A 26,642-nucleotide genomic window follows, 5' to 3' on the forward strand; every position below is an offset into this window, starting at 1 on the left:
ATGAGCAATTCGAAAAAAGTCGTTGTGATTACCGGTGCATCCCAAGGCCTGGGCGCTGCTGCAGTGAAGGCTTACCGCGAGCTGGATTACCGCGTGGTTGCCACCTCCCGTTCGATCAAACCGTCGACGGATCCGGACATCCTCACCGTGGCCGGCGACATCGCCGACCCGGCCACCGCCGAGCGCGTCATCCGCGAAGGCGTAGCGCGTTTTGGCCGCATCGACAGCCTGATCAACAACGCCGGGATCTTCGTTGCCAAACCGTTCACCAGCTACACCCACGAAGACTACGTAAACGTGTTGGCGGTGAACCTGAACGGGTTCTTCTACATCACCCAACTGGCGATTACCGAGATGCTGAAACAGGGCGCCGGGCACATCGTCAACATCACCACCAGTTTGGTGGACCACGCGATTGATGGCGTGCCGTCGGTGCTGGCATCGCTGACCAAAGGCGGGCTGAACTCGGCGACCAAATCGCTGGCGATTGAATACGCCAAGCGCGGCATTCGCGTGAACGCGGTGAGCCCAGGGATTATCAAGACGCCGATGCACGGTGAAGAGACGCATGCGGCGTTGGGCAGCCTGCATCCGGTGGGGCACATGGGTGAAGCGCGGGATATTGCGCAGGCGATTGTGTACCTGGAATCGGCTGGGTTTGTGACTGGGGAAATTCTGCATGTGGACGGTGGGCAGAGTGCTGGTCACTAAGCGACGCGGTTGAACGAAAAACGCCCCGGACCGTGATGGTTCGGGGCGTTTTTTGGGTGGCGTGTAATGCGGTCAACCGACTGTTGTAGGGGCAACCTGCTCCAATGCCCGATCTGCCAGCAGTGAACTCAACTCGATCAATTGCTGAATTCCCAATGCCACTGCCCTTTGTGATCCTTCCAGCTCAAATGCCAGGTTCGAAACCATTTCGTTAGCCGACGAGAGGGTTTCTGCTGCATTGGCCAGCAGCGTTTCGGTGTCCACATCGGGACAACTCCCCGGTGTGGATCGGCTACGACCCCAGCCGCACCCGCGACGATGCCACCTGTGTGGTGGTGGCCCCGCCGCTGGAGCAAGGCGGAAAGTTCAGGATCCTGGAAAAGCATTCCTGGCGCGGGCACTCGTTCACCTTCCAGGCGGCCCAGGTCAAGAAACTGTGCGAGCGCTTCAACGTGCAATACATCGGGATCGATATCACCGGTGTGGGGTACGGCGTGTTCGACCTGGTGCGCGACTTCTTCCCGCGGGCCACGCCGATTCACTACAGCCTGGAAACCAAGAACACGCTGGTGCTCAAGGCGCAGGACACGATCCAGGGCCGCCGCATCGAATGGGATGCCGGCTGGAACGATATCGCTGCCGCCTTCCTGACTATCAAGCGCGGCGCCACCACCAGCGGCCAGATCACCTACAGCGCATCCCGCACCGACGCCACCGGCCATGCCGACATCGCCTGGGCGGTCATGCACGCGCTGGCCCACGAACCCCTCAACGTCCACAAGAAGCGGCGCAGCCGCTGGTCTACCCTCGAAGGCAGCCATGAACGATCCCAAGCCACACAGCCCACCAGCGGCTCCCGGAACACCCACGCGGCGCAATGTACGGGCATTCAGTTTCGGCGCGCCCGAGTCGGTGCTAACCGGCAACATGAGCGAGTACCTGGGCGTGTTCGCCAGCGACGACGGGCAAATCTACACACCGCCCGTCTCCCGTACCGGCCTGGCCAAGATGCTGCGCGCCAATGCCCACCACGGCACCATCCCGCGTTTCAAACGCAACCTGCTGCTGCGTGACTTCGTACCGTCGGCGGGGTGCAGTGCGCAGACCATGGGCCGGGCGGCGCTGGATTTTATGGTGTTCGGCGAGGGGTATTTTCAGCGCAAGGCCAACGTCTTGGGCCAGGTACTGGAGCTGGAGCATCTGCCAGCGCTGAATATGCGCAGAAAGGTTGGCGGCGGGTTTGTAATGCTGCTGCCCGGCGGCAAGCACCTGCACTTCGACGAGGACCAGGTGGAACACGTCATGGATTACGACGTGGAGCAGAGCATTTACGGTGTGCCCGACTACCTAGGCGGCATGCACGCGCTGTTGCTCAACGAGTCCGCCACGCTGTTCCGGCGCCGTTATTACAACAACGGTGCCCATGCCGGGTTCATCTTCTACACGAACGACCCGAACCTCTCGGAAGAGGATGAAGAACGGATGCAGAGCCAGATCGGTGCGAGCAAGGGTGTGGGGAATTTTCGGTCGCTGTTCGTCAACATTCCGGGGGGCGGTGACAAGGCGATTCAGATCATTCCGGTGGGGGATATAGCAACCAAGGACGAATTTGAGCGGGTGAAGAACATCACGCGCAATGACGTAATTGCAGCCTGGCGGATGAATCCGGCGCTCGCGGGGTGCATGCCTGAGAATGCGGCGGGGTTTGGGGATATTGAGAAGATTGACCGGGTGTATACCAACAACGAAATACGGCCTATCAGGCAGCTGTTTTTGCAGGTGAATGAACGTCTGCGTAGTGAGCGCCGGATTGAGTGGCGTGATATCTCAGAGGCCAGCGCACGATAGAGGCTATCGAGCGCTGGTGATGCCTATCTACTGCGGGTCAGGTCCGTCAGGCAATAGCGCCTGGTTGATGTCATCAACGATTGCCTTACCCATTTCGCCGAGATAATGCGAGGCGAACGCATAGTGCTCGCCGCCCTTATCCATGGCGGCTTCAAGCGAAAGAACTTTGGCGTAGTAGAGCAAATGGGAGGCGTGTTCCAGCGCTTCTCGCAGCGGCACCCCTGCATTGACTCGTAATACTTTCATGTCGTGTTTGCTTTCGCCGCAGTCCGCGAAGGTCTGGACGCCGATGGTGGTTACTGAGTGTGGGTCGCTCATTGCTGACCTCCCGACATCGGTCGATGCGGGGTGATGCAAGCGGTAGGGGTTGAGGTTTTCTCGTACGGCATAAGCTTGCTCCTTTGGTACCACCAAAAAGAGCTGCCATTCACGATTCCAAGCGTGAGGGTGGCAGCTGTACGCAGGTTGGAATCCGAGAAGAAGCGACTCGGCAGGCACAAGGCCTCCCACGCACAGCCGCCAAAAAGCACAAAGAGCAGGCACAAAAAAAGCGCCTGCTTTTTGCTAATGACGCTGTTGCGTCTTCTTCACGGGATTCCACGCCCGGTCGCTGATGAGCAGCGACGGCAAAAGGGTAACGTGCGGGCCTCTGGGCTGCAACTCGGAGGGCATGTAGGATGATTCCGATTGATGATAATCGGTCGTAAAGTTAACGACTTTTAGCTACTCGCTAGAAAACAAAGACTGCTGATGCATTTCAGTGAGCACCCGTAGAAAATAATTGTATTAGGCTGGCAAATCAAAAATGAAAATGAGAAAAGTGGACTCGTCCGATGTAAATCGAGCTCGTCCAACAGCGCAACACGAGATGGCTCACCACGTGATCGCTAGGGCGATGGGGTTCAGGACGGGAGCGGTGATGCTCAAGCTCCATAAGAACGGGGCCATTAATGGTGCAGCTACCATATATTTAGATCGACCCATGATCCGAATAATCGACGTTTCTGATTATCTCGAACGTCGAGTATTGATACTTTATGCAGGTGCCTTGGGAGAGACATTGACTGCGGGTCATGTGCCAGGACAGGGTGTCGACAACGCAGCAGCGGTCAGTATTATCAGGGGTGACACAGCCCGGCAAGACCATGCTAAGGCGCGCGAGGCTATACATCTTATTCGGAACATCAGATTCCCCAATTCTGTTGACCAGCCAACGATAGATAGTGAGCTAGAGAAGATCGAAAAGCAGCTATGGTTACGTGCCACCCAATTGGTGGAGCAATTCGAGGACTTGATTGTTGGCGTGAGCCGCACGCTGCTTCAGGAACTTAGTTGTATAGGTGAGGCGGTCGTACTGAATGTTGAGACTCTGAACTCCTTGCCTAGCTTTCAGGGACTTCCACGCCTTGATCCCGATCTCGATTACCCATGAGTGATTTTAGGTATGGTCGGGAAAAAATGCACGATTGAGTGAGTCGACTCATGAAGCAGGTGAGCGTGCCAAATCAAAATCAATCAGCCGATGGGCCTGAGTATGAATTTTTTGACGCCCATCTGCTTTTCTGAGGCGTAACACTGACGCTGTACCAAGCAGGGTAGTGGAAGGCTGATTCACGTTGGTATGACGAGTAGATTACCGTTTGTCTTCGCGACGATGCCAAAAAGCCATGTTTTGATTCCATCGATGCGAAAATGATGCTACGTTCGTAAACATATGGATTGATGCCCAAAGAGAAGGTCTTCGTGAAGGAAGGGTCGTAATTGTATTTAGATGATATCAGCGATAGAAGTAGAAGGATCGCTTGGATACACGCGGCTCTAGTGCTCTCTAAGAAGGTTGGTATTGGTAGTGCCAAAGCTAACGATGATTTGAAGAAAAAAATCATCGATGCTAACTCTGTTGAGCGACTGTATGAAGAATACTTTTCGATGTTTCCGGTCGAGGAGGACTTGGCTAAAAAGATAAGTGATAGGCTAGGTAGGTATAAAACACAGTTTTTTGCTGTGACGTGTCTTGACGAGAACTATCCTGTTAAGCTCAGATCCTTTCCTGGCACCCCTCCTATTATATACCTACAAGGTGATCAAAGCCTTTTGAATTGCGAAAAAACTATCGCTTTTGTAGGGACTCGCGAACTTGATCAGAAAAGCCATATAGAACATGGTGAGCGCGTCATCAAAAGGCTTATAAGTTTTGGGTGTGACGCAATCGTTAGTGGATTGGCTCTGGGCTCCGATACGTTAGGGCACTGTGCAGCAATTAAATTCGGGGGTAGAACTATTGCTGTATTGGGAACGCCCCTTGATGTGAGTTATCCAAAAGAGAACAAGGCACTTCAAGCAGAGATTGGTGCCAATCATCTTTTGGTTACCGAGTACCCGATCGGTATCGGATCTTTTGGATCGTATTTCGCTAATAGGAATCGCACCACTGTTTCTTTGGCGAGCGAGGGAGTCGTAGTCGCTAGGGCGGGTGATAAAAGTGGCACCCAGTACGCTATCAGAATTTGTATTGAACAATCCAAACAGCTTTATATTTTGGAAAACAATATAAAAGAACCTGGGTATGAGTGGGTTCAAAAATACAAGCATAAACTTAAAGTGATCAGGGAAGATTTCGATGCGAGTAATAATATTTGATTTGGATCAGACATTGGCTTCAACTGAAGCCTGCCATGCTTATCTTCGTACAAGTACCGGCAGAAATGACATAGTCGCGGCGCTGCAAGCGAGGACTGTTGAGGTATCATTCTATGAGCCCGCTCTAGTAGCTCTTTTCAACAGCTTGCATGCAATCCAAAATTGCTGTGTTGCCGTCGTATCGGACTCCCCTAAAGATTACTGTCTTCAAATACTAGCCCAAGGTGGATATCTAATTAACGAATCGCTAGTGTTCGGGAGTCAGTCAAAGCCTCTTGTTGATCAAGCCGTTATATCAGATACGATCGCACGACGATTCGGTGTTGACGTGTCTGATTTGAAGTTCTTGGTCGTCGGAGATAGCCCAAAAGATGTTTATTATGCCCACCATATTGGTGCCCCTTCGATATTGGCTCGCTGGGGATCTAAACAAGCCAACATGGCCCGCTATTCTCATCCAACAGAGTGGGCGGATACGGCGCAGGACCTTAATGGATATATTGCTAGATTTCTGAATGGGGAACTTCAATTTGTCCTATATAATTTCCCTGGTCACTACTTAACTGTAAGCCCGATTTCGGAGGATTTTATACGGGTGGAGTTGTCGGATAATCAAGTTGGGTTGGGTAAAGAATATGTTAAGAATAAAGATGACTATCGAGATCAGAATGATAAGTGGGCGTCAAATGACCTGCGATGGGTAGTCAAGCAAGCAAAGAACTTAAGTGCAGCTGAACATAACGCGAGAATCGGTATTCCGTTATATGGTTCTAACGGCCTGTATAGTGCTAGCCCATTTAGGGATAAGGCGTGGCATTTCAAAAATGATTTTATTAAGTGGTGTGGTTTAAATAACGTTACTGGAAATGTGATGTTGGTCCCTGTGCCTCCTTCTGTGCCTCGGGAGTGCAATCTGACTCACTCGATGTCGCTTATGTGTGATTGGTGGAAGTATTGGATTAATGCTGGAGATCACAAAATAAACCTCCAGGTTCATGACGCCTTTGAGCGATATTGGCCAAAAGTTCCGTCACATCTCTCGACTGGGAAGAGAGAGATGGATGAGCAGTTTGATACTCTTGGCGTTTTCGAGTCGTATAGGGATAAAGTTGAAAATGTAAACTTTGTGGTTATAGTAGATGACGTAGTTACATCGGGGTCGCATATGAATGCTATTGCCAGTTTTATTCGTACAGCAGCCCTCGTCAATGCTGATGCTGTAATCCTTGGCTATGCCCTATTCAAGACCGTACGAATAGATCCTGTAGAAGACATCGATTTTGGCTGGATAGACGCGTTGTAAACATGGAGGTGACCTCTGCCTAAGATTGTTAATGGGGCTCCCTATGCAACCATCTTGAACAGAAAACGAATGTGCTACTAGAGTTATGGCGATAGGTGGCTCCATCAAAAGTGGTAATATGCGCGGAGTTAGTGTCTATGGGTATAGATATGCGTGTGTACTGCAAAGTTGTGGCGAGAAGGGGCGTATTGCTTCTCGGGAAGAACTATCGCTGGAGTTTGTTCGGCTCTACTGCCAATGCAGCTCCGCGCAATGCGGCCACACATGGGTAGCTAACTTAACCTTCTCCCACACCCTGAGCCCTTCCGCCCAGGCGGTCGACCGGTTGTTGTTCGACCGCCTGCGCAGTTTGTCCAAGGACCAGCAGCGGGATTTGTTCGATCAACTGGGCGTGGCAGCCTCCACGTAGTTATGCAGTCGCTCTTCGGCTTGTTCAAAGCGTTTCAGCTGGGCCATGCCGTACTCCAGCAACGCCAGTTTTGCTCGTGGCGTCAGGTACAGGTCAGCGGTGAGTACGTCGATCAGCAGCGCGAAGCTGTGGCCGCATTCTTCGAATTCTTCCCTTAATTTCAAAGTGCAGACTTTGGAGTGGTTCACAACGATTCTTCCTTTTTCGATGTCGTTGGGACGGTAGTGTATTGAAGGTTTTTTACCCCGCCAGCCCTCTGCCAATGCACAAATGTAAGTAGGTAATATCCCCAGCAAACCGTCGGAAGCACGCACTGGATTGAGCGTAAAGGGGACGGATTTATTTATCGCTCGGCGCTGTTCCGTCTCAACCCAAAATTTCGCATGCAAAGATCGATGCGAGCGTCGTTACAGAAGGTGGGGGTTTCGAAAGGATTGCAGAGGGGCGTGGGAGCAGGTAGATGATCAGCGGAAAGTAGAGAGGCTGCCAGATCAGGATCTGTGGTAAGAGCAATCCAGAAACAACAAAGCCCCCGCATTTCTGCGAGGGCTTCGTTTTGTATGGTGCCGGCACCAGGAGTCGAACCCGGGACCTACTGATTACAAGTCAGTTGCTCTACCAACTGAGCTATACCGGCGTGTTAGGGCGACGATTATAGCGATTGGCAAGCATCTGTAAACCCCTGAATTCTGACTATTTTTGCAACCGACCGGGTTTTCTCTGCGCGGCCTCGTTTCAGCCACCCCAGCCCCGCCAATCCCATGCGCTGGATCACTGGAAAGGCCTGCGTGCAGAAAGCGGCAAGTGCCAATCCTGTCCTGGAACACCAACCTCCAGCCCGACGGCCGCTTCACCATCACGTTTTCCGCGATGCGCAGCAAACCCAGCCGATTCAAACCGAGAACGGTACCTGGTGTGGCGGCGGACCCGACTGGCGATTGCCAGGAGGATTATGAGTTCACCGAGCACCGTATACGCGGTTAAAGCCATTTAGCTTCAGATGAGGTTTTGTGGCGAGGGAGCTTGCTCCCGCTGGGCTGCGCAGCAGGCCCAAAACAGTGGGAGCGCTGCGCACTCCAGCGGGAGCAAGCTCCCTTGCCACAGGTTTTGTCGTTCAGCTTTTAGCTGCCTTCGTTACACGAATCGGCAAATTTCTTGTACTCAAACACCCGCTTCTGCCCGTGGGAATCCAGGTAGGTCATCCGCGCATTCACTACGCCACACGCCGCGCCTCCATCGTCCACCGTCGACAGCACTTGCTGTACATCCAGCTTGGGGCTGGCCTGGGCCGAAAAGGCGGCAACGTTGAGCAAGGCAAACAGGCTGCTGGCGATGAGGGTGTTGCGGTTCATGGTGGTGTCCTCTGAGGTTCAATAGGGTGTGTGTTGCGTTGGAGCCTATTGAGCGCCCGGGAGGTATCCGGCCTGTGTCATGCACCCCGGCGTTTTGCCTCGGCATGTGTTGAGAAGGGGATTGCATACAACTTGATACAGAAACATATCCATTAGAGGTATTAGTGCCTCAGGGTCTTTCTCTTAGATGTTTTCGACATAACGGTCATCGTTTTTCCCTTGAATAAGGTGAGTCTTACCGTATTCTGTTTCGAAATATTAAACGTCATATAAATAGCGGAATCGTTTAACCCGGTTTACGGAACGTTGGCGGTTAATGACTAAGTTGTAATTTGATTCGTCAGCTAAGCAATTTTTCCTGACCAGGCGGCCAGAAAAATTGTTAGAAGCCTCCGCAAGCTTCTGATCTGAAAGAAATTGATAAAAATTCGCCAAATAAGTCAAAAATACGGCACTAAGCCGCTCGTCGGAAATAATTAATCCCAAAGCATCAAAATACTGACACCATCAATCTGATATCACAGAATGCCGCCAGCCAACACATAACTAGAAAAACCAAGGTCAGCCCAACGGGCTGACCTTTTTAACGCCTTTAAAGCGTAATAACCGGGGAGGGCCGTGGGTGAGTCGCGCAGACGATATTTCAAAACTATTCAATAAGCTGGGCGCCAATCCAAATGGCTACCGGGAGATGTACGCCGTCCACGATTATCTTGAGGATGACGTGGTGGTCGAGCCTTTCGACGCCGTGCCCATCCCGGCCCAAACCGCTTGCACCGTCGCGCTGGATGAGCCGCCGTCGGCGCCATTGCTGCGCTTGCTCGAAGAGCTGACCCAGGGCGAAGCCGATCACCTGCAACCTCCCGAAGTGGTCGAAGGGCCGACCGGTGAGGTGTACTCGGATCAATCGTCACCCAAGGTGATCGTGGTGGTCTCGCTCAAGGGCGGTGTCGGTCGCAGCACGCTGACCGCGGCCATTGCCAGCGGCTTGCAGCGTCAAGGCCACCCGGCCGTGGCGCTGGACCTGGACCCGCAAAATGCCCTGCGTCATCACTTGTGCCTGGGCCTGAATTTGCCCGGCATCGGCGCGACGAGCTTGAGCAATGAGTCCTGGGAAGGCCTGGCTGAGCGCGGCTTTGCCGGTTGCCGCCTGGTGGCCTTCGGTGAGACCAACAACGACCAGCAAAAAAACCTCAATCGCTGGCTCGGCGAAGACGCCCAATGGCTGCCCCGGCACCTGGCCGGCTTGCAGTTGAATGGCCAGGACACGGTGGTGATCGACGTGCCTGCCGGCAACACGGTGTACCTGCACCAGGCCATGGCCCTGGCAGACGTGGTGTTGGTGGCGGTGCAGGCGGATGTTTCCTCATTCAGCACCCTGGCCCAGATGGACAGTGTGCTGGCGCCGTACCTTGAGCGCGAAAAACCGCCACTGCGTTACTACGTGATCAACCAACTCGACGGCGCCCACCGCTTCAGCCTGGACATGGCCGAAGTGTTCAAGGCCCGCCTCGGCGATGCACTGCTCGGCACGGTCCACCGTGACCCGGTGTTCAGCGAAGCCCAGGCCTGCGGCCGCGATCCCCTCGACCCTACCGTCAACAGTCTCGGCTGCCAGGACATTCATGCCCTGTGCCGCACGCTGCTCGAACGAATCGATTCGGACCTTCCATGACCGACACTACGTCCTCTACGCCCCACACTCCGGGGCGCGCCGAGCAGCGGCTGGACGCCGCGATTTCGCGCTTCAATCGCTGGCCCGATACGCTGCGCAAAGTGCTGGTGGTGATCAGTTGTGTGGTCGGCACCTTGCTGTTGGTGAGCATTGTCAGCGCCCCGCTGGACCTCTATAGCCAATGCCTGTTTGCTGCCGTTTGCTTCCTTGCGGTGCTGGTGCTGCGCAAGATTCCCGGGCGCATGGCGATCCTCGCGCTGGTGGTGTTGTCGCTGGTGGCGTCGCTGCGCTACATGTACTGGCGGCTGACTTCCACCCTGGGTTTTGAAACCTGGCTCGACATGCTGTTCGGCTACGGCCTGGTGCTCGCCGAGCTGTACGCGCTGGTGGTGCTGATCTTCGGCTACGTGCAAACCGCCTGGCCGCTGCGCCGCGAGCCGGTGTGGCTCAAGACCGAGCCGTCGGAGTGGCCCACGGTCGACGTGTTCATCCCGACCTACAACGAGGCGTTGAGCATCGTCAAACTGACCATCTTCGCCGCCCAGGCAATGGACTGGCCCAAGGACAAGTTGCGCGTCCACGTGCTCGACGATGGCCGTCGCGACGACTTCCGCGATTTCTGCCGCAAGATCGGCGTGAACTACATCCGTCGCGACAACAATTTCCACGCCAAGGCCGGCAACCTCAATGAGGCGTTGAAGGTCACCGACGGCGAGTACATCGCGCTGTTCGACGCCGACCACGTGCCGACCCGTTCCTTCCTGCAAGTCAGCCTCGGCTGGTTCCTCAAGGACCCCAAGCTGGCGATGCTGCAAACGCCGCACTTCTTCTTTTCACCCGACCCGTTTGAAAAGAACCTCGACACCTTCCGCGCCGTGCCCAATGAGGGCGAGTTGTTCTACGGCCTGGTGCAGGACGGCAACGACCTGTGGAACGCGACGTTCTTCTGCGGCTCGTGTGCGGTGATCCGCCGCAAGCCCTTGCTGGAAATCGGCGGCGTGGCCGTCGAGACCGTCACCGAAGACGCCCACACCGCGCTCAAGCTCAACCGCCTGGGCTACAACACCGCTTACCTGGCGATCCCGCAAGCCGCGGGCCTGGCCACCGAAAGCCTGTCACGCCACATCAACCAGCGCATCCGTTGGGCGCGGGGCATGGCGCAGATTTTCCGCACCGACAATCCGCTGCTGGGCAAAGGCCTGAAGTGGGGCCAGCGCATCTGCTACGCCAACGCCATGCTGCACTTCTTCTATGGCTTGCCGCGGTTGGTGTTCCTCACCGCGCCACTGGCCTACCTGATTTTCGGCGCGCAGATTTTCCACGCCTCGGCGCTGATGATTGTCGCCTATGTGTTGCCCCACCTCGTGCATTCGAGCCTGACCAACTCGCGGATCCAGGGGCGCTTCCGCCACTCGTTCTGGAACGAGGTCTACGAGACCGTACTGGCCTGGTACATCCTGCCGCCGGTATTGGTTGCATTGGTCAACCCCAAGGCGGGCGGCTTCAACGTCACCGACAAGGGCGGGATCATCGACAAGCAGTTCTTCGACTGGAAACTCGCCCGTCCGTATTTGGTACTGCTGGCGGTGAACCTGGTCGGGCTGTGCTTCGGTCTTTATCAGTTGATCTGGGGCGACGAGTCCACCGCGGTCACCGTGGCGATCAACCTGACCTGGACCCTCTACAACCTGATTATCACCAGCGCTGCAGTGGCGGTGGCTTCCGAAGCGCGGCAAGTGCGCTCCGAGCCGCGGGTCAGCGCGAAATTGCCGGTCAGTGTGATCTGCGCCGATGGTCGTGTGCTCAAAGGCACGACCCAGGATTTCTCGCAGAACGGCTTCGGCCTGATCCTCGCCGACGGGCACCAGATTGCCCGGGGCGAACAGTTGCAGTTGGTGCTGTCGCGCAACGGACAAGACAGCCTGTTCCAGGCGCGGGTGGTGTTCAGCAAGGGCGCGCAGATTGGCGCGCAATTCGATGCACTGTCCCTGCGCCAACAAAGCGAACTGGTACGCCTGACGTTTTCCCGCGCCGACACCTGGGCCGCGAGTTGGGGCGCCGGCCAGCCCGATACACCGTTGTCAGCCCTGCGTGAAGTCGGTGCCATCGGCATCGGCGGCCTGTTTACCCTGAGTCGCGCCACGCTGCATGAATTGCGTCTGGCCCTGCGCCGCACTCCCTCACAACCGCTCGATACGCTGATGGACAAGCCATGACTTCCACACTATTTGCCCGCCCGCAGTCGCGCGGCGTGCTCGCGTTGATGATCGCTTCGCTGCTGGGCCTGGGCTCGCAGGCACAGGCCGCTGCACCCGCTGTTGCGGTGCAGAGCACTGACGAGGGCTACAGCCTGACCCTCAAGCAACTGGGCCGTCGCGACACCATGAACCTGCAAGGCGTGGAAGCGTCCGACAGCGTCAACTTCGACATCCGTGCCGATGAAGTGGTGAAGGGCGCGCAACTGCTGCTCAAGTACAGCTACTCGCCGGCGCTGCTGGCGGACCTGTCGCAGATCAACGTGCTGGTCAACGACGAAGTCGCCGCCAGCCTGCCGCTGCCCAAGGAAGGCGCGGGCATCCAGCAGGAAAAACTGGTGCAGATTCCGGCGCACCTGATCACCGAATTCAACCGCTTGAGCCTGCAGTTCATCGGCCACTACACCATGTCCTGTGAAGACCCGCTGCACAGCAGCCTTTGGGCCAAGATCAGCAACAGCAGTGAGCTGAAAGTGCAGGTGCAGCCGATCGTCTTGAAAGACGACCTGTCGGTGCTGCCGCTGCCGTTCTTCGACAAGCGCGATGCGCGCCAGGTCAGCCTGCCGTTCGTGTTTGCCAGCGCGCCGGACAACGCCGCGCTGGAAGCTGCCGGTGCGCTGTCGTCGTGGGTAGGCGGCTTGGCCAGCTACCGGGGTGCGACGTTCCCGACGACCCTTGGCGAGATTCCGGCCAAGGGCAACGCCATCGTGCTGGTGCAAAGTACCCAGGCTGTGGATGTACACGGTGTGGCGGTCCCTGAGCCTAAAGGGCCGACCCTGACCCTGATCACCAACCCCAACGATCCGAATGGCAAGCTGCTGATCGTCTCCGGCCGTGATGGCGCCGAACTCAAGCGTGCCGCCACCGCCGTGGTGCTGGGCAACCCGGTGTTGACCGGCAACAGCGTGGTCATCACCAGGCTCGACACCCTGGCCCCGCGCAGCCCTTACGACGCGCCGAACTGGCTGCCCAGCAACCGTCCGGTACGCCTTGGCGAGCTGGTAGAACTGAAAAAACTCAACGTCTCCGGCTACAACCCGGGCCCGATCAGCGTCGACCTGCGCCTGCCGCCCGACCTGTTCAACTGGCGTGAAGAGGGCGTGCCGCTCAACGTCAAATACCGCTACACGCCGCAGCAGGTGTCCACCAACTCCTCCTTGCTGATCGGCCTGAACGACCAGTTCATGAAGTCTGTCGCGTTGCCGTCGGTGAGCAACCTGGGCGGTGGGCAGAGCCTGCTGGACCAGCTGAAGAAAGACGAAACCCTGCCCCGTGAAGTGACGACCCTGTTGCCGATCAGCTCGGCTTCGCCCAAGTCCAAGCTGCAACTGCGCTTCATGTACGACTACATCAAGGAAGGCGAATGCCGGGACATCATCGTCGACAACATGCGCGGTGCGATTGACCCGGACTCGAGCCTGGACCTGAGCAGCTACCAGCACTTTATCGCCATGCCGAACCTGGGCGTGTTCAACGATTCCGGCTTCCCGTTCACCCGCCTGGCTGACCTTTCGGAGTCGGCGGTGGTGATGCCGGACAACGTCGGCACCGATGAATTGAGCGCCTACCTGACTGTGATGGGCCGCTTCGGCGAGTCCACCGGCTACCCGGCCACCGCCGTCAAAGTGGTGCAGGCCAAAGACGTGCAAAGCGTTGCCGACAAAGACCTGCTGGTGCTCGCCACCGGCGGCAACCAGCCGCTGCTGCAGCAATGGCAGCAATACCTGCCAGCCACCAGTGACGGCCTGCAGCACCACTTCCTTTTGTCTGACCTGCCACGTTATGTGCGCAGCTGGATCAGCCCGGACGCCGCGGCCAACCAGCATACGGCCAATGCCGGCATCACCTTCAGCGGCCTGAGCAACAGCACCTGGTTCGCCGGCTTCCAATCGCCGCTCAAGGCCGGGCGCAGCGTGGTGCTGATCGCCAGCAACCAGCCTCAGGGCCTGCTTGAAGCGACCTCGGCGCTGATTGGCGGTGACGACTACAAAGACTCGATCCAGGGCAGCCTGGCGGTGGTGCAGGGCACGCAGATCAGCTCGTTGGTCGCGGACCAGCAGTACTACGTCGGCGACCTGAACTACTTCAAATTCATGCAATGGCAGCTGTCCCAGAACCTGGGCTGGATGCTGGCGATTACCTTCCTGGGGCTGCTGGTGCTGACCTGCCTGATCTACCTGGCACTGCGTGCCCGTGCAAAACGGCGGTTGGCATGAACCCTTTGCGTAGCGCGATCCTGGCGGTGATTGGCAGCACATTGCTTGCCGGTGCCGCCCAGGCACAGACCTGCGATTGGCCGCTGTGGCAGAACTATGCCAAGCGCTTTATCCAGGACGATGGCCGGGTGTTGAACTCGTCCATGAAGCCGACGGAAAGCAGCTCGGAAGGGCAGTCGTACGCGATGTTCTTTGCCCTGGTGGGCAACGACCGGGCGACCTTCGACAAGCTCTGGACCTGGACCAAGTCCAACATGGCGGGCGCCGACATCGGCCAGAACCTGCCGGCCTGGCTGTGGGGCAAGCGTGACGATGGCAAGTGGGGCGCGATCGACAGCAACTCCGCCAGCGACGCCGATTTGTGGATGGCCTATGCGTTGCTTGAAGCCGCGCGCGTGTGGAACGCACCGCAGTACCGCAGCGACGCGCAACTGGTGTTGGCCAACGTTGAACGCAACCTGATCGTGCGCGTACCGGGCCTGGGCAAGATGCTGTTGCCGGGGCCGGTAGGCTATGCACACGCGGGTGGCCTGTGGCGCTTCAACCCCAGCTATCAAGTACTGCCGCAACTGCGCCGCTTTGCAAAAGAGCGCCCGAACGCCGGCTGGAACGAAGTGGCCGAGAGCAACGCGAAGATGCTCGCCGACCTGCCGAGCAATCCCCATGGCTTGGCGGCCAACTGGGTCGGTTATCGCGCCACCAGCGCGAACACCGGGCTGTTTATCGTCGACCCGTTTTCCGATGACCTGGGCAGCTACGACGCGATCCGCACTTACCTCTGGGCCGGCATGACCGCCAAGAGCGACCCGCTGGCCGCGCCGATGCTCAAGGCCTTGGGCGGGATTTCCCGTGCCACTGCTGCGTCGGTCAGCGGTTTGCCGCCGGAGAAAGTCCACGTGCTGACCGGTGAAGTCGAGAAAAACAACGGCTACACGCCGACGGGGTTCTCGGCCTCCACCATGGCCTTCTTCCAGGCCCGGGGCGAAACCGCCCTGGCGCAATTGCAAAAGCAGAAAGTCGACGACGCCCTCGCCAAGGCGCTCGCGCCTTCGGCCCCGGACAGCGCCCAGCCGATTTACTACGACTACATGCTCAGCCTGTTCGGCCAGGGCTTCGCTGATCAAAAGTACCGTTTCGAACAAGACGGCACGGTGAAATTATCCTGGGAGTCTGCATGCGCCGTCACACGCTAGCCATTGCGATTCTGGCGGCCCTGGCTTCCAGCGCCAGCTTTGCCGAAACCACTGACCCGCAAAGCCTGCTGATCGAGCAGGGCTATTACTGGCAGTCGAAAAAGAACCCGGAACGCGCCCTCGAGACCTGGCAGAAACTGCTGCGCCTGAGCCCCGAACAGCCGGATGCGCTGTACGGCATTGGCTTGATCCAGGTGCAACAACAGCGTCCGGCCGAAGCGCAAAAGTACCTGGCCCGCCTGCAGGCGTTGAGCCCGGTACCGCGCCAGGCCTTGCTGCTGGAGCAGGACATCACCGTCAACATCCCGGCCAACGCCAAGTTGCTGGAACAGGCCCGTGAACTCGGCGAGCCTGAAGAAGAGCGCGAACAAGCGGTGGCGCTGTATCGCCAGATCTTTCAGGGGCGCCAGCCCCAGGGCCTGCTTGCCCGCGAGTATTACAACACCCTGGGCTTCACGCCCAAGGGCACGAACGAGGCCATCGCCGGCTTGCAGCGTTTGTCCCGCGAGCGGCCGAACGACCCGATTGTGGCGCTGTTCCTGGCCAAGCATCTGGCGCGTAACCCGGCCACCCGCGCCGACGGCATCCGCGCCCTGGCCAAGCTGGCACCGAACAACGACGTGGGCGGCAACGCCGATGAAACCTGGCGCTTTGCGCTGATCTGGCTCGGCCCGCCGAAGAGCGACCAGGTGCCGTTGTTCCAGCAGTTTCTGGCTGCGCATCCGGACGACAGCGAAATCCGTGCGCTGATGAACAAGGGCATTGCCCAAGGCAAGACCGGCGCCGGTTGGCAGCGTGATCCGCAGATGACCAAGGCGTTCAAGGCGCTGGATGATGGCGACCTGAAAACCGCCGAGCCGCTATTGGCGGCGCGCCTCAATGAAAAATCCAATGACGTCGATGCCCTCGGCGGCATGGGCGTGCTGCGTCAACAGCAGCAGCGCTTCAGCGAGGCTGAAAGCTACCTGGTTCAGGCCACCCGTTTGCCGGGTGGCGCGGCATGGCAGTCGGCGCTCAATGATGTGCGCTACTGGAACCTGCTCAACCAGGCCCGTGACGCCCAGCGTGGCGGGCGCGGCAGCCAGGCCCGCGACCTGGTGGCCCAGGCCGAACGCTTGAACCCTGGCCAGCCCGGCGCTGCCGTGGCACTGGCGGGTTTCCAGGCCCAGGACAATCAGTTCGACACCGCTGAAGCCGGCTACCGCAAAGTGCTCGCCCGTCATCCTGGCGACCCGGACGCGCTGAGCGGCTTGATCAACGTGCTGTCCCAGTCGGGGCAGCCGGAAGAAGCCTTGAAGCTGATCGACTCGGTGTCGCCCGCCGAGCGCGCGAAGTTCGCGCCGAGTGTGAAAATCACCGCATTGCGCGCTACCCAGGTCGGCAAGCTGGCCGAGCAGCGGGGCGATTTGAAAGCCGCGCAAGCCGCCTACAAACAAGCCCTTGATGCCGACCCGGAAAACCCGTGGACACGCTTCGCCCTGGCGCGCATTTACCTGCGCGACGGCCAGATTCGCAACGCCCGTGCCTTGATCGACGGCTTGCTGGCCAAGCAGCCGAACCAGCCGGACGCGCTGTACACCAGCACGCTGCTGTCGGCGGAGCTGGGTGAGTGGAAAAAGGCTGAAGAGACCCTGGCGCGTATCCCTGCGGGGCAACGTACCGCTGACATGAACGAGCTGGGTATCGATATCGCGCTGCACAAGCAGACCGACATCGCCATCGAGACCGCCCGCCGTGGCCAACGCCCGGAAGCCCTCGCGCTGCTGGGCCGCAGTGAAGCCATGACCCGGCAGAAGCCTGAGCGCCTGGCGGTGCTGGCGGCCGCTTATGTGGAAGTCGGCGCGACGCAGCAGGGCCTGGATATCATGCAGAAGGTTCTGGATAACAATCCGAACCCGACTGTCGACCAGAAACTGCTGTACGCCAACGTGCTGCTCAAGGCCAACCACTACACCGAGGCGGGCGACATCCTGCGTGAAGTGCAGGGCAAGCCGCTGAGTGAAACCGGTCGCCAGCGTTACGACGATTTGATCTACCTGTACCGGGTCAAACAGGCTGATGCCCTGCGTGAGAAAAACGACCTGGTCGCGGCCTACGACATGCTGTCGCCGGCCCTTGCCCAGCGTCCCAACGACGCTATGGCGGTAGGTGCCCTGGCGCGGATGTACGCGGCCAGCGGCAATAGCAAAAAGGCCATGGAGCTTTATGCGCCGCTGATTCAGCAGAACCCGAACAACGCTCGCCTGCAACTGGGCCTGGCGGATATCGCGCTGCAAGGCCGTGATCGTGGCCTGGCGGAAAGCGCCAGTGAAAAGGCGCTGTCCCTGGAACCGGGCAACCCCGAGATCCTCACCTCGGCTGCGCGCATCTATCAGGGGCTGGGCAAGAACAACGAAGCCGCTGCACTGCTGCGCAAGGCGTTGGCGATTGAGAACAGCCAGAAGAGCCAGACGCAATTGGCTCAGGCCGGCTCCCAGGGCGTGCCTTACAACCCCTTCGTCGGCTTGCCGGGCCAGCGTCGCCAGGTCACCGATCTGACCGTCGCCGGCGCCGTGCCGCCGCCGATTGATGCACCGACCAATGTCGTGCCGGACAATGCCCTGGCAGCCTCCGCGCGTCCGGCGTCGAACAACTGGAACGAGCCGTTCGAGCCACCTTCGAGCATTGCTGCACTCGACACCGCCAACCTCAGCCCGGCACGTCGTGCGCTGGATACGATCCTGCGGGATCGCACCGGTTACCTGGTGCAGGGCTTGAGCGTTCGCAGCAACAATGGCGAAAGCGGCTTGAGCAAAATCACTGACGTCGAGGCGCCATTCGAAGCGCGGATGCCGGTGGGTGATCTGAACGTTGCGCTGCGCGTGACGCCGGTGCATGTGAGTTCCGGCAGCGTGAAGAGCGACTCTGCCACACGCTTTGGCGGTGGCACGGCCAACCCGGCGGGCTCCCAGAGCGACACGGGCGTTGGTCTGGCCGTTGCCGTGGAGAACCCGGATGAAGGCCTCAAGGCCGACATCGGTGTGAGCCCGCTGGGCTTTCTGTACGACACCATCGTCGGTGGCGCCAGCGTCTCGCGGCCGTTCTCCCAGGGCTCCAACTTCCGTTACGGGGTCAACGTTTCGCGGCGCCCGGTCACCGACAGTGTGACCTCCTTTGCCGGTTCCGAAGACAAGCGTACCGGCGAGAAATGGGGCGGCGTGACCGCCAACGGCGGGCGTGGCGACCTGAGCTACGACAACCAGAAGCTCGGTGTGTATGGCTACGCCTCGTTGCACGAGCTGTTGGGCAACAACGTCGAAGACAACACCCGGCTGGAACTGGGCAGCGGCATCTACTGGTACCTGCGCAATACCCCGACCGACACCCTGACCCTCGGCATCAGCGGTACGGTCATGGGCTTCAAGGAAAACCAGGGTTACTACACCTACGGCCAGGGCGGTTACTTCAGCCCGCAGCGCTTCTTCTCCCTGGGTGTGCCGGTGCGCTGGGCGCAGAGTTTTGATCGGTTCAGCTACCAGATAAAAAGTTCGGTGGGCATCCAGCATATCGAGCAAGATGCGGTCGATTATTTCCCGGGGCATAGCGATTACCAAAATGACCCGACCCGGGGCGATCCGAAATACGCCAAGGACAGCAAGACCGGCATCGGCTACAGCTTCAACGCCGCCGCCGAATACCGCCTCAGCTCGCGCTTTTACCTGGGTGGCGAAGTCGGTCTCGACAACGCCCAGGACTATCGCCAGTACGTCGGTAACGCCTACCTGCGCTACTTGTTTGAAGACCTGAGCGGGCCTATGCCCTTGCCGGTCAGTCCGTACCGTTCCCCTTATTCGAATTGATTTGATAGGAGTCATCCATGCCTGTTTCCGCTTCTGCTATTGCCGGCCTGACCCTGCTGGTATTGGGCGAAAGTCACATGAGCTTTCCTGATTCACTGCTCAACCCGCTGCAGGACAACCTCACCGCCCAGGGCGCCAAGGTCCACTCCATCGGCGCGTGCGGCGCCGGTGCAGCCGACTGGATCGTGCCGAAGAAAGTCGAGTGCGGTGCCGAGCGCCTGCCGGTTGGCAAGGCCGAGATTTTCGGCAAGAACGCCATGAGCACCACCCCGATCAAAGACCTGATCGCCAAGGACAAGCCGGACCTGGTGGTGATCATCATCGCCGACACCATGGCCTCGTACCCGGAGCCGCAGTTCCCGAAAGTCTGGGCCTGGAAAAGCGTGACTTCCCTGACCAAGGCCATCACCGAAACCGGCACCAAGTGCGTGTGGGTCGGGCCGGCGTGGGGCAAGGTCGGTTCGCAGTACAAGAAGGATGATGCGCGCACCAAGGTGATGTCGCAGTTCCTCGCCACCAACGTGGCGCCGTGCACCTACGTTGACTCGCTGACCTTCTCCAAGCCGGGCCAGTGGATCACCACCGACGGCCAGCACTTCACCATCGACGGCTACCAGAAGTGGGCCAAGGCGATCGGCGATTCCCTGGCGAAGTTGCCACCGGCCGCCGTGGGCAAAGGAGCGCAATAATGAAACGGATCACCCTGGGCCTGGCGACCTTGCTCGCCAGCGTCAGCGCCTACAGCGCCGACATCCCGCTTTACCCCACCGGCCCGGAGAAGGATTCGGCCTTCCTGCGCCTGGCCAACGGCACCGACGGCGAGCTGAAATTGCTGCCCCAGGGCTCCAAGGCCAGTCTGGTGTTGGGTGGCGACAAACTGGTGTCTGACTACCTGCCGGTGTCGGGCGGCAAGACCCCGATCAAGGGTGTGTTGAGCCAGGGCGGCAAGGATTCCGAGCTGGCCGTGACCGTCGCGCCGGGCGAGTTCGCCACCGTAGTGGCCGTGCCGGACGCCAAGGGCGGCACGCGCCAGTTGGTGATCCACGAACAGCCGGATGACTTCAACGCACTGAAGGCCTCGCTGGCCTTTATCAACGCCGACGCCGCCTGCGCCGACGCGAGCCTGGAAGCCGTGGCGCAAAAAGCCGAGCTGTTCAAGAAGGTCGCCGAAGGCTCGATTTCGCGCCGCATGATCAACCCGGTGGAACTGTCGGTGCAGCTCAAGTGCGCCAACGCGCCGGTGGGCCAGCCGCTGACCTTCACCCTCAAGGCCGGCGAACGCTACAGCGTGTTTGCACTGCCATCGGCCGCCGGTTCGAGGTTGCTGTTTACCTCCGACACGCTCGCTAACTGATCGGGCCCGACACCACCATGGTCTTTGCCTCACTGGAATTCCTCACGCTGTTCCTGCCGGCCTTCCTGTTGATTTATGCGCTGGCCCGTCCGGGCTGGCGCAACGTCATCCTGTTGATCGGCAGCTGGCTGTTCTACGGCTGGTTGAGCCCGCTGTTCCTGTTCCTGCACATGGTGTTGACCGTGGTGGCGTGGGTCGGCGGTTTGCTGGTGGACCGTTCCCGTGAAGACGGCAAGGGCCGGGTGCGGCTGTTGATCGCGTTGATCGTGTTCAACACCGCAGTGCTGTGTTGGTACAAGTACGCCAACATCGTCGCGGGGACCGTGAGTGAGGTGATCACCTGGTACGGCGCGATGCCGCTGGATTGGCAGCGCGTGGCGTTGCCGGCCGGGTTGTCGTTCATTGTGCTGCAGGCGATTTCGTACCTGGTGGATGTGCACCGGCACACCGTGCCGGTGGAGCGCAGCTTCATCAATTACGCGACCTATATCTCGATGTTCGGCCACTCGATTGCGGGCCCGATCATTCGTTATGACTGGGTGCGGCGCGAGCTGAACCAGCGTTATTTCAACTGGCCGAATTTCAGCCTTGGCGCTCGGCGTTTCATGATCGGCATGGGTATGAAAGTGCTGGTGGCCGACACCTTGTCGCCGCTGGTGGACATCGCCTTCCACCTGGAAAACCCGAGCCTGGTGGATGCCTGGATCGGCTGCCTGGCGTACTCGTTGCAACTGTTTTTCGACTTCGCCGGCTACAGTGCCATGGCCATCGGCCTGGGCTTGATGCTGGGCTTCCACTTCCCGGAAAACTTCAACCGGCCGTACCTCGCCAGCAGCATCCAGGACTTCTGGCGGCGCTGGCATTTGTCGTTGTCCAGCTGGCTGCGGGACTACCTGTACATCGCCCTCGGCGGTAATCGCGACGGCGTATGGCGTACCTACCGCAACCTGTTCCTGACCATGGCGATTGCCGGGTTGTGGCATGGCGGCGACAGTTGGAACTATCTGTTGTGGGGTTCGGCCCACGGTATCGCGTTGTGCATTGACCGGGCGTGGTCGCGCTCGAGCCTGCCGAGCATTCCGCCGGTGCTGTCGCACATCTTGACGCTGCTGTTTGTGTGCCTGGCCTGGACGCTGTTCCGCGCACCGGACTTCCATTCGGCACTGACCATGTACGCCGGCCAATTCGGCATGCATGGCATGGCCTTGGGTGATGCGTTGGCCGTGGCCATGCGCCCGGCTCATGGCATGGCCGCGTTGCTCGGTTTGGTGTGCATCATCGCGCCGATCTGGCAGACCCGCTGCGAGCAGCGTTTTAGTACGCAGCCCTGGTTTGTGGTGGCCGCATCCCTGTGGCCGGTTGCCGGGTTTGTGTTGTCGTTCGCGCTGATTGCCAGCCGCGATGCCGTGCCGTTTCTGTACTTTCAGTTCTAAGGAAGCCTGACGATGCCCGCCCCTACCGCGCCGACCCCACCGAGTGAATTGGCCGTCCGCACCAGCCCCCTGGCGGGCTGGGTGTTGGTGCCTTTCCTGGCGGCGGGGCTGTTGTCTTGCGTCTGGCTGATGGTCAAGGGGCCGGTGAGTTTCCTGCCGCCCAAGGTCGACAGCGACATGCTGCTGCACGGTGAAGTGACCCATCGGTTTGCCAAGGAATTGTCCAAGGCACCGATGGCCATCGAAGCGGCAAACCTGGAGCGCGGCGCCAGTTGGCTGGCGTTCGGCGACACCGGGCCGCGGGTGCGCCAGGGGTGCCCGGGCTGGCTGTTTATCAGCGATGAGCTGAAGCTCAACCGCCACGCCGAAGACAATGCGCGCACCAAGGCCGACGCGGTGATCGACCTGAAAAAGCAGCTAGGCCAGCGCGGTATTGATCTGCAAGTGATGGTGGTGCCGGATAAAACCCGCATCGCCGCTGCCCAGCGTTGCGGCTTGTATCGTCCGGCCGTGCTGGATGGCCGGATTCAGCAATGGAGCACGCTGTTGCAAGCGGCGGGCGTTGAAGTGCTGGATTTGACCGACACCCTGAAACCCCTCGGCCCGGATGCCTACCTGCGTACCGACACGCACTGGAGCGAAATCGGCTCGAATGCCGGCGCCCGCGCCGTGGCCCTGCGCATCCAGCAGCGCGGTATCCAGGCCACGCCGGAGCAAGCCTTCGACATTACCCAGGCACCGCTCGCACCGCGACCGGGTGACCTGGTGCGCCTGGCCGGTCTCGATTGGTTGCCGCCGAAGTTACAGCCGGTGGGCGAGCAGGTTGCGGCCAGCACCGCGCATGAGAATGGCCCGGCGGCGTCGAGTAACCCTGACGATTTGTTTGGTGACGCCGGCCTGCCGAACGTGGCGCTGATCGGTACCTCGTTTTCGCGCAATTCGAATTTCGTGGGTTTCCTGCAAAAAGCCCTGAACGCTCCGGTGGGTAACTTCAGCAAGGACGGCGGCGAATTTTCAGGCGCCGCCAAGGCTTATTTCGACAGCCCGGCGTTCAAGCAGACGCCGCCCAAGCTGCTGATCTGGGAGATCCCGGAGCGGGATTTGCAAACACCTTACGACCCGATAAAGATTAGTCAGTAAATTGACCATTTACCGCTCGTCTTAAAGATTTCTTCAGAAACACCAAAATAATGACACTTTCATTCCTTTGTCACAGAATGCGTACACAAAGGCGCCCACAAAAAGACCTGCGGTAAGCATCAGTACAGCTGACCTTTCACGTCTTTAAGATGCGTCGTGAGGGAGTGTTGGCGATGAGCCGTACCGATGATCTTTTTTCGTTGTTCGATAAGACGACTGCCAGTGATGTTCAAGGGATGGATTCGATGCTGCAGTTCTTCGAAGACATGCCGGTCGACGACAGTGCCAGCCTCAATATGGGCAGTGGCGCGTCGTTCTCGCGACATTCCCCTTGTGCCAATGAGCAGTCCCGCGAAGCCGCGAACATCCGTGCGAAGGTGGTAGCGCTGGTTTCGGTCAATGGCGGCGTCGGCCGCAGCACCCTGGCCACCGCGCTGAGCAGCGGTTTGCAGCGCCTGGGGCAGCCAGTGGTGGCGCTGGACCTGGACCCGCAAAACGCGCTCTATCACCACTTCGGCCTGAGCCATACCTTGCCCGGCATCGGGCGCACCAGCCTGCACAACGAGCGCTGGAGCCAGATCCTTCATTCAGGCTTTGCCGGTTGCCAGGTGATCACGTTTGGCGAAACCGATATCCGTCAGCAGGAAGACCTCCAGCGCTGGCTGAAACAGGAGCCGCATTGGCTGGCGCAACATTTGTCGGCCCTGGGCTTGGGTGAGCAGGACACGGTGATCATCGACACCCCGGCGGGTAATAACGTCTACCTGCATCAGGCACTGAACGTGGCCGATGTGGTGCTGGTCATCGCCCAGGCGGATGCGGCTTCCCTTGGCACCCTGGAGCAGATGGAGCAGTTGCTGGCGCCACACCTTGATGATCGGCCGGCGCTGCGTTGCCACTTCGTGATCAACCAACTCGACGAGACCTCGGGCTTTAGCCTGGACATGGTCGAGGTGTTCAGGAAGCGCCTGGGTGACAGCCTGTTGGAGGTGGTGCATCGGGATCCGGCGATCAGCGAGGCCCTGGCTTTTGGCAGCGATCCGCTGGATAACCAAGCCGCAAGCATGGCCTGTGACGATATCAATGCGCTTTGTCGCCTGCTGGTTGCCCGCTGAAAAGCCCGGGTTATGCCGCTAACCTCAGATGCTTATGCACAATCGGTTGGTTCGACCTGTCATCAAACCGCAATTTTGCGGAGCGGTTCTCATCACGCTGCAACTGCCTGTTTTGCGTGCGTTTTATTTTGTGAACAAAAAATGACCAGTCAGCATTTTGCCCCGCGAAGCTTGCCGGCAGGGCCTCTGCCAGAATTCCATCAACAGAGTTATCCACAGGGCGCGCTGCGACAAAATGCCCTTTAATTGCGCTCGGCGAGCAGCATCAGGTTGCGCGGGGTGAGCGGTGTTTCGCAAAAGCTGCCGACTTGAACCCTGTAACCGTTTTCTTCGAGAAACAATGCCCGGTCCAGCACCAGCCACATTTCCAGCGGGCGCCGAAACAGACCACGCACTAATTCCAGGTTTCGCACCTGCGCCAAGCGCTGCCAGCCTTGGGCCTCCAGTGCCGACCAATCCTGTTCCCCTGTGGATAATCCCTTGAGGGCCGCCAGTTCGCGGCAGTAGTCGGCGAACGGCTTGGCCAGCCAACTCGCGGGCAGGGACGGAGTGGGCAGGTAAGCATCGCTCTTGCGCAGTTGCCGCTGCAGAACATCAAAACCCAGGCGCCTGGCCATCGACGTATCGCGCTGCTGACGCACCCGCGCCCCTGCGGTAACGGTTTCGCTCAGCGGCAGGCCGAGGTCTTCCACCGATAAATGCAGTGACGACGCCTGGGCGGCAATCGACAGCGGCTGGTACTGCTCGGCGCGGATGCGGTTGTAGCAGCAGGGCGCCACGGCCAACTGCTGGCAGCCGGCGGCGCTGGCCAGCCGGAGCAGGCGCACATGCAGGTCGCCGCAGGCGTGCAGTGCCACCGGGGTTTGGTCGCGGCTGATCTGTACGTCGGCCATCACGTCTTGCAGGCGATGGGTGACGGGCAATTGATGGTGTTCGCTGAGGGCTTGCCCTGAGGCGATGAGGGCCGGGTCGTATTCCAGGCAGGTCAGTTGCTGCCCGGGTTGCAACAGGCGGCGGCCGAGGTGGCCCTTGCCGGCACACCAGTCTAGCCAGTGTTCGGGGGGTTGGCGAAATTGCAGCGCGGCACCGAAGGCTTCGATCTGCTGCCATTTGCGGCCGGGTACATCGACGTTCAGGCGATGGCGGGCGGCGGGTAGCGGGCGGGATGGTAAGTTATCCACAGCGCTGAGATTCAGCGACTGCATGGCCAGCTCAGGGTAAGGCGCAGGCGCCGGCAAGTGGTGAGGCTGGTTATGGCTGCTTTCCGCTTCGGCCAGCGAGCGCTGGCGCAACCAATGGGCCAGTTCGGGATGCTGGGTTTCCCACGGCAATTGCAGGTGAGTAAAGGGCCGTGGTCGCCACAGCCCTTGATGTTCGGTGAGGAACGCATCCAGCGCCTGGAAGCGGGCGAGCAGTTGCTCACCCGTCAACAAGGCGTCAGCGGCCCTGGCAGGCATCGACCCGCAACCAGCGCTCCAGCAGCTTGAAGAAGCGCACCAGGACGTAGGACATCAGCAGGTAGAACAACCCGGCAGCGAAGAAGATCTCTACCGGCAGGTAGGTGCGGGCAATGATCGTGCGGGCCATGCCGGTCAGTTCCAGCAGGGTCACGGTACTGGCCAGGGCGCTGGCCTTGAGCATCAGGATCACTTCGTTGCTGTAGGCCGGCAGGCCGATGCGCGCGGCACGCGGCAGGATGATGTAGAACAGCGCCTTGGGCCTGGACATGCCCAGCGCCCGCGCGGCTTCGATTTCACCCGGCGGGATGGCCTGGATCGCGCCGCGCAGGATCTCGGCGATATAGGCGGCGGTGTGCAGCGTCATGGTGGCGGTGGCGCACCAGAACGGGTCCCGCAGGTACGGCCACATGAAGCTTTCACGCACGGCGTCGAACTGTGCCAGGCCGTAGTACACCAGGAACAGCTGCACCAGCAGCGGCGTGCCGCGGAAGAAGAAAATGTAGCAGTAGGGCAGGGTGCGCACGTACCACAGGCGTGACGAGCGGGCGATGCCCAGCGGGATTGCCAGCAGCAGGCCGGCGATCACGGCGATGGCCACCAGCTCCAGGGTCAGGGTTGCGCCCTGGGCCAGTTTCGGCAGCCATTTAATGATCACGGCCCAGTTCAGGCCCAGGTCGAAATGCGACAGCCAGCTGTAGT

The 26,642-nt window shown here is 59.4% G+C and carries 20 protein-coding genes, 1 tRNA gene and 3 pseudogenes; 17 read left to right on the plus strand and 7 right to left on the minus strand.

Annotated elements, in window-relative coordinates; translation table 11 throughout:
* Positions 1 to 711: an SDR family NAD(P)-dependent oxidoreductase gene (locus HX805_RS26425; protein ID WP_003218108.1), complete on the plus strand. Its 711-nt coding sequence runs from the start codon at positions 1 to 3 to the stop codon at positions 709 to 711.
* Positions 712 to 783: 72 nt separating this feature from the next.
* Here HX805_RS26425 and HX805_RS26430 read toward each other — a convergent pair.
* A pseudogene (locus tag HX805_RS26430) lies at positions 784 to 981 on the minus strand (DUF6124 family protein); the annotation flags it as partial.
* 2 nt (positions 982 to 983) lie between these two features.
* Between HX805_RS26430 and HX805_RS32475 the strand changes: the two are divergent.
* Together HX805_RS32475 and HX805_RS26440 are read left to right on the plus strand one after the other, a co-directional pair.
* Positions 984 to 1,784: pseudogene (locus tag HX805_RS32475) on the plus strand (terminase); the annotation flags it as partial.
* On the plus strand, positions 1,711 to 2,559 hold the full coding sequence (locus HX805_RS26440) for a phage portal protein (RefSeq protein WP_256348290.1): 849 nt from the start codon (positions 1,711 to 1,713) through the stop codon (positions 2,557 to 2,559). The pseudogene HX805_RS32475 and the gene HX805_RS26440, both read left to right, overlap by 74 nt.
* A gap of 27 nt (positions 2,560 to 2,586) precedes the next feature.
* Here the strand turns inward: HX805_RS26440 and HX805_RS26445 are convergent, their stop codons facing one another.
* Positions 2,587 to 2,877: a DUF3077 domain-containing protein gene (locus HX805_RS26445; protein WP_177117439.1), complete on the minus strand. Its 291-nt coding sequence runs from the start codon at positions 2,875 to 2,877 to the stop codon at positions 2,587 to 2,589.
* Between the two features lie 601 nt (positions 2,878 to 3,478).
* Here HX805_RS26445 and HX805_RS26450 point away from each other — a divergent pair.
* The 4 genes and pseudogenes from HX805_RS26450 (at position 3,479) to HX805_RS26465 (ending at position 6,911) form a co-directional block, all read left to right on the plus strand.
* A complete protein-coding gene (locus HX805_RS26450; protein ID WP_177117440.1) occupies positions 3,479 to 3,991 on the plus strand; it encodes a hypothetical protein in 513 nt (170 codons plus the stop codon).
* A 329-nt stretch (positions 3,992 to 4,320) separates the two neighbouring features.
* On the plus strand, positions 4,321 to 5,199 hold the full coding sequence (locus tag HX805_RS26455) for a DNA-processing protein DprA (protein ID WP_177117441.1): 879 nt from the start codon (positions 4,321 to 4,323) through the stop codon (positions 5,197 to 5,199).
* A 328-nt stretch (positions 5,200 to 5,527) separates the two neighbouring features.
* Positions 5,528 to 6,502 (plus strand): hypothetical protein, encoded by a 975-nt coding sequence (locus HX805_RS26460; protein WP_177117442.1) that lies wholly within the window; start codon positions 5,528 to 5,530, stop codon positions 6,500 to 6,502.
* 149 nt (positions 6,503 to 6,651) lie between these two features.
* Positions 6,652 to 6,911, plus strand: a pseudogene (locus tag HX805_RS26465) (ogr/Delta-like zinc finger family protein).
* Here the strand turns inward: HX805_RS26465 and HX805_RS26470 are convergent.
* The 3 genes from HX805_RS26470 to HX805_RS26480 form a co-directional block, all read right to left on the minus strand.
* Positions 6,884 to 7,099, minus strand: a complete 216-nt coding sequence (locus tag HX805_RS26470) for a hypothetical protein (RefSeq protein ID WP_177117444.1) — start codon at positions 7,097 to 7,099, stop codon at positions 6,884 to 6,886. The pseudogene HX805_RS26465 and the gene HX805_RS26470 overlap by 28 nt on opposite strands.
* 373 nt (positions 7,100 to 7,472) lie before the next feature.
* A tRNA-Thr gene (locus HX805_RS26475) sits at positions 7,473 to 7,548 on the minus strand.
* 484 nt (positions 7,549 to 8,032) lie between these two features.
* Positions 8,033 to 8,263 carry a DUF2790 domain-containing protein gene (locus HX805_RS26480; RefSeq protein ID WP_003218078.1) on the minus strand — a complete coding sequence of 77 codons (231 nt, stop codon included), beginning with the start codon at positions 8,261 to 8,263 and terminating at the stop codon, positions 8,033 to 8,035.
* 691 nt (positions 8,264 to 8,954) lie between these two features.
* Here HX805_RS26480 and bcsQ (HX805_RS26485) point away from each other — a divergent pair.
* The 10 genes from bcsQ (HX805_RS26485) (at position 8,955) to bcsQ (HX805_RS26530) (ending at position 24,483) form a co-directional block, all read left to right on the plus strand.
* Entirely contained in the window at positions 8,955 to 9,938 is a 984-nt protein-coding gene (gene bcsQ, locus HX805_RS26485) for a cellulose biosynthesis protein BcsQ (protein ID WP_177036553.1), read from the plus strand.
* Positions 9,935 to 12,154, plus strand: a complete 2,220-nt coding sequence (gene bcsA, locus HX805_RS26490) for a UDP-forming cellulose synthase catalytic subunit (protein ID WP_177117445.1) — start codon at positions 9,935 to 9,937, stop codon at positions 12,152 to 12,154. The genes bcsQ (HX805_RS26485) and bcsA overlap by 4 nt, the downstream gene beginning before the upstream one ends.
* Positions 12,151 to 14,409, plus strand: coding sequence for a cellulose biosynthesis cyclic di-GMP-binding regulatory protein BcsB (gene bcsB, locus HX805_RS26495; protein WP_134325575.1), 2,259 nt, complete (start codon positions 12,151 to 12,153; stop codon positions 14,407 to 14,409). Before bcsA ends, bcsB begins: the two co-directional genes overlap by 4 nt.
* Positions 14,406 to 15,602 carry a cellulose synthase complex periplasmic endoglucanase BcsZ gene (gene bcsZ, locus HX805_RS26500; RefSeq protein WP_177009278.1) on the plus strand — a complete coding sequence of 399 codons (1,197 nt, stop codon included), beginning with the start codon at positions 14,406 to 14,408 and terminating at the stop codon, positions 15,600 to 15,602. The genes bcsB and bcsZ overlap by 4 nt, the downstream gene beginning before the upstream one ends.
* Positions 15,584 to 19,441, plus strand: a complete 3,858-nt coding sequence (locus HX805_RS26505) for a cellulose biosynthesis protein BcsC (RefSeq protein ID WP_177117446.1) — start codon at positions 15,584 to 15,586, stop codon at positions 19,439 to 19,441. The genes bcsZ and HX805_RS26505 overlap by 19 nt, the downstream gene beginning before the upstream one ends.
* Before the next feature lie 17 nt (positions 19,442 to 19,458).
* Positions 19,459 to 20,130 (plus strand): SGNH/GDSL hydrolase family protein, encoded by a 672-nt coding sequence (locus tag HX805_RS26510; protein ID WP_003218072.1) that lies wholly within the window; start codon positions 19,459 to 19,461, stop codon positions 20,128 to 20,130.
* Complete coding sequence (locus HX805_RS26515) at positions 20,130 to 20,795, plus strand: alginate O-acetyltransferase AlgF (protein ID WP_177117447.1); 666 nt, start codon at positions 20,130 to 20,132, stop codon at positions 20,793 to 20,795. Before HX805_RS26510 ends, HX805_RS26515 begins: the two co-directional genes overlap by 1 nt.
* Positions 20,796 to 20,812: 17 nt before the next feature.
* On the plus strand, positions 20,813 to 22,228 hold the full coding sequence (locus HX805_RS26520) for an MBOAT family protein (protein ID WP_177117448.1): 1,416 nt from the start codon (positions 20,813 to 20,815) through the stop codon (positions 22,226 to 22,228).
* 12 nt (positions 22,229 to 22,240) lie between these two features.
* Positions 22,241 to 23,368 (plus strand): cell division protein FtsQ, encoded by a 1,128-nt coding sequence (locus HX805_RS26525; RefSeq protein ID WP_008435708.1) that lies wholly within the window; start codon positions 22,241 to 22,243, stop codon positions 23,366 to 23,368.
* Positions 23,369 to 23,541: 173 nt separating this feature from the next.
* The gene (gene bcsQ, locus HX805_RS26530; RefSeq protein ID WP_177021036.1) at positions 23,542 to 24,483 is read left to right on the plus strand and encodes a cellulose biosynthesis protein BcsQ; all 942 of its coding nucleotides are present in this window, start codon (positions 23,542 to 23,544) and stop codon (positions 24,481 to 24,483) included.
* A 242-nt stretch (positions 24,484 to 24,725) separates the two neighbouring features.
* Here bcsQ (HX805_RS26530) and HX805_RS26535 read toward each other — a convergent pair whose 3' ends face one another.
* Entirely contained in the window at positions 24,726 to 25,940 is a 1,215-nt protein-coding gene (locus HX805_RS26535; protein WP_177081411.1) for a methyltransferase, read from the minus strand.
* Positions 25,921 to 26,610 carry an ABC transporter permease gene (locus tag HX805_RS26540; protein ID WP_032899447.1) on the minus strand — a complete coding sequence of 230 codons (690 nt, stop codon included), beginning with the start codon at positions 26,608 to 26,610 and terminating at the stop codon, positions 25,921 to 25,923. The genes HX805_RS26535 and HX805_RS26540 overlap by 20 nt, the downstream gene beginning before the upstream one ends.
* Positions 26,611 to 26,642: the final 32 nt, after the last annotated feature.

The sequence above is a fragment of the Pseudomonas sp. G5001 genome (assembly GCF_013385475.1).
Classification (GTDB): domain Bacteria; phylum Pseudomonadota; class Gammaproteobacteria; order Pseudomonadales; family Pseudomonadaceae; genus Aquipseudomonas.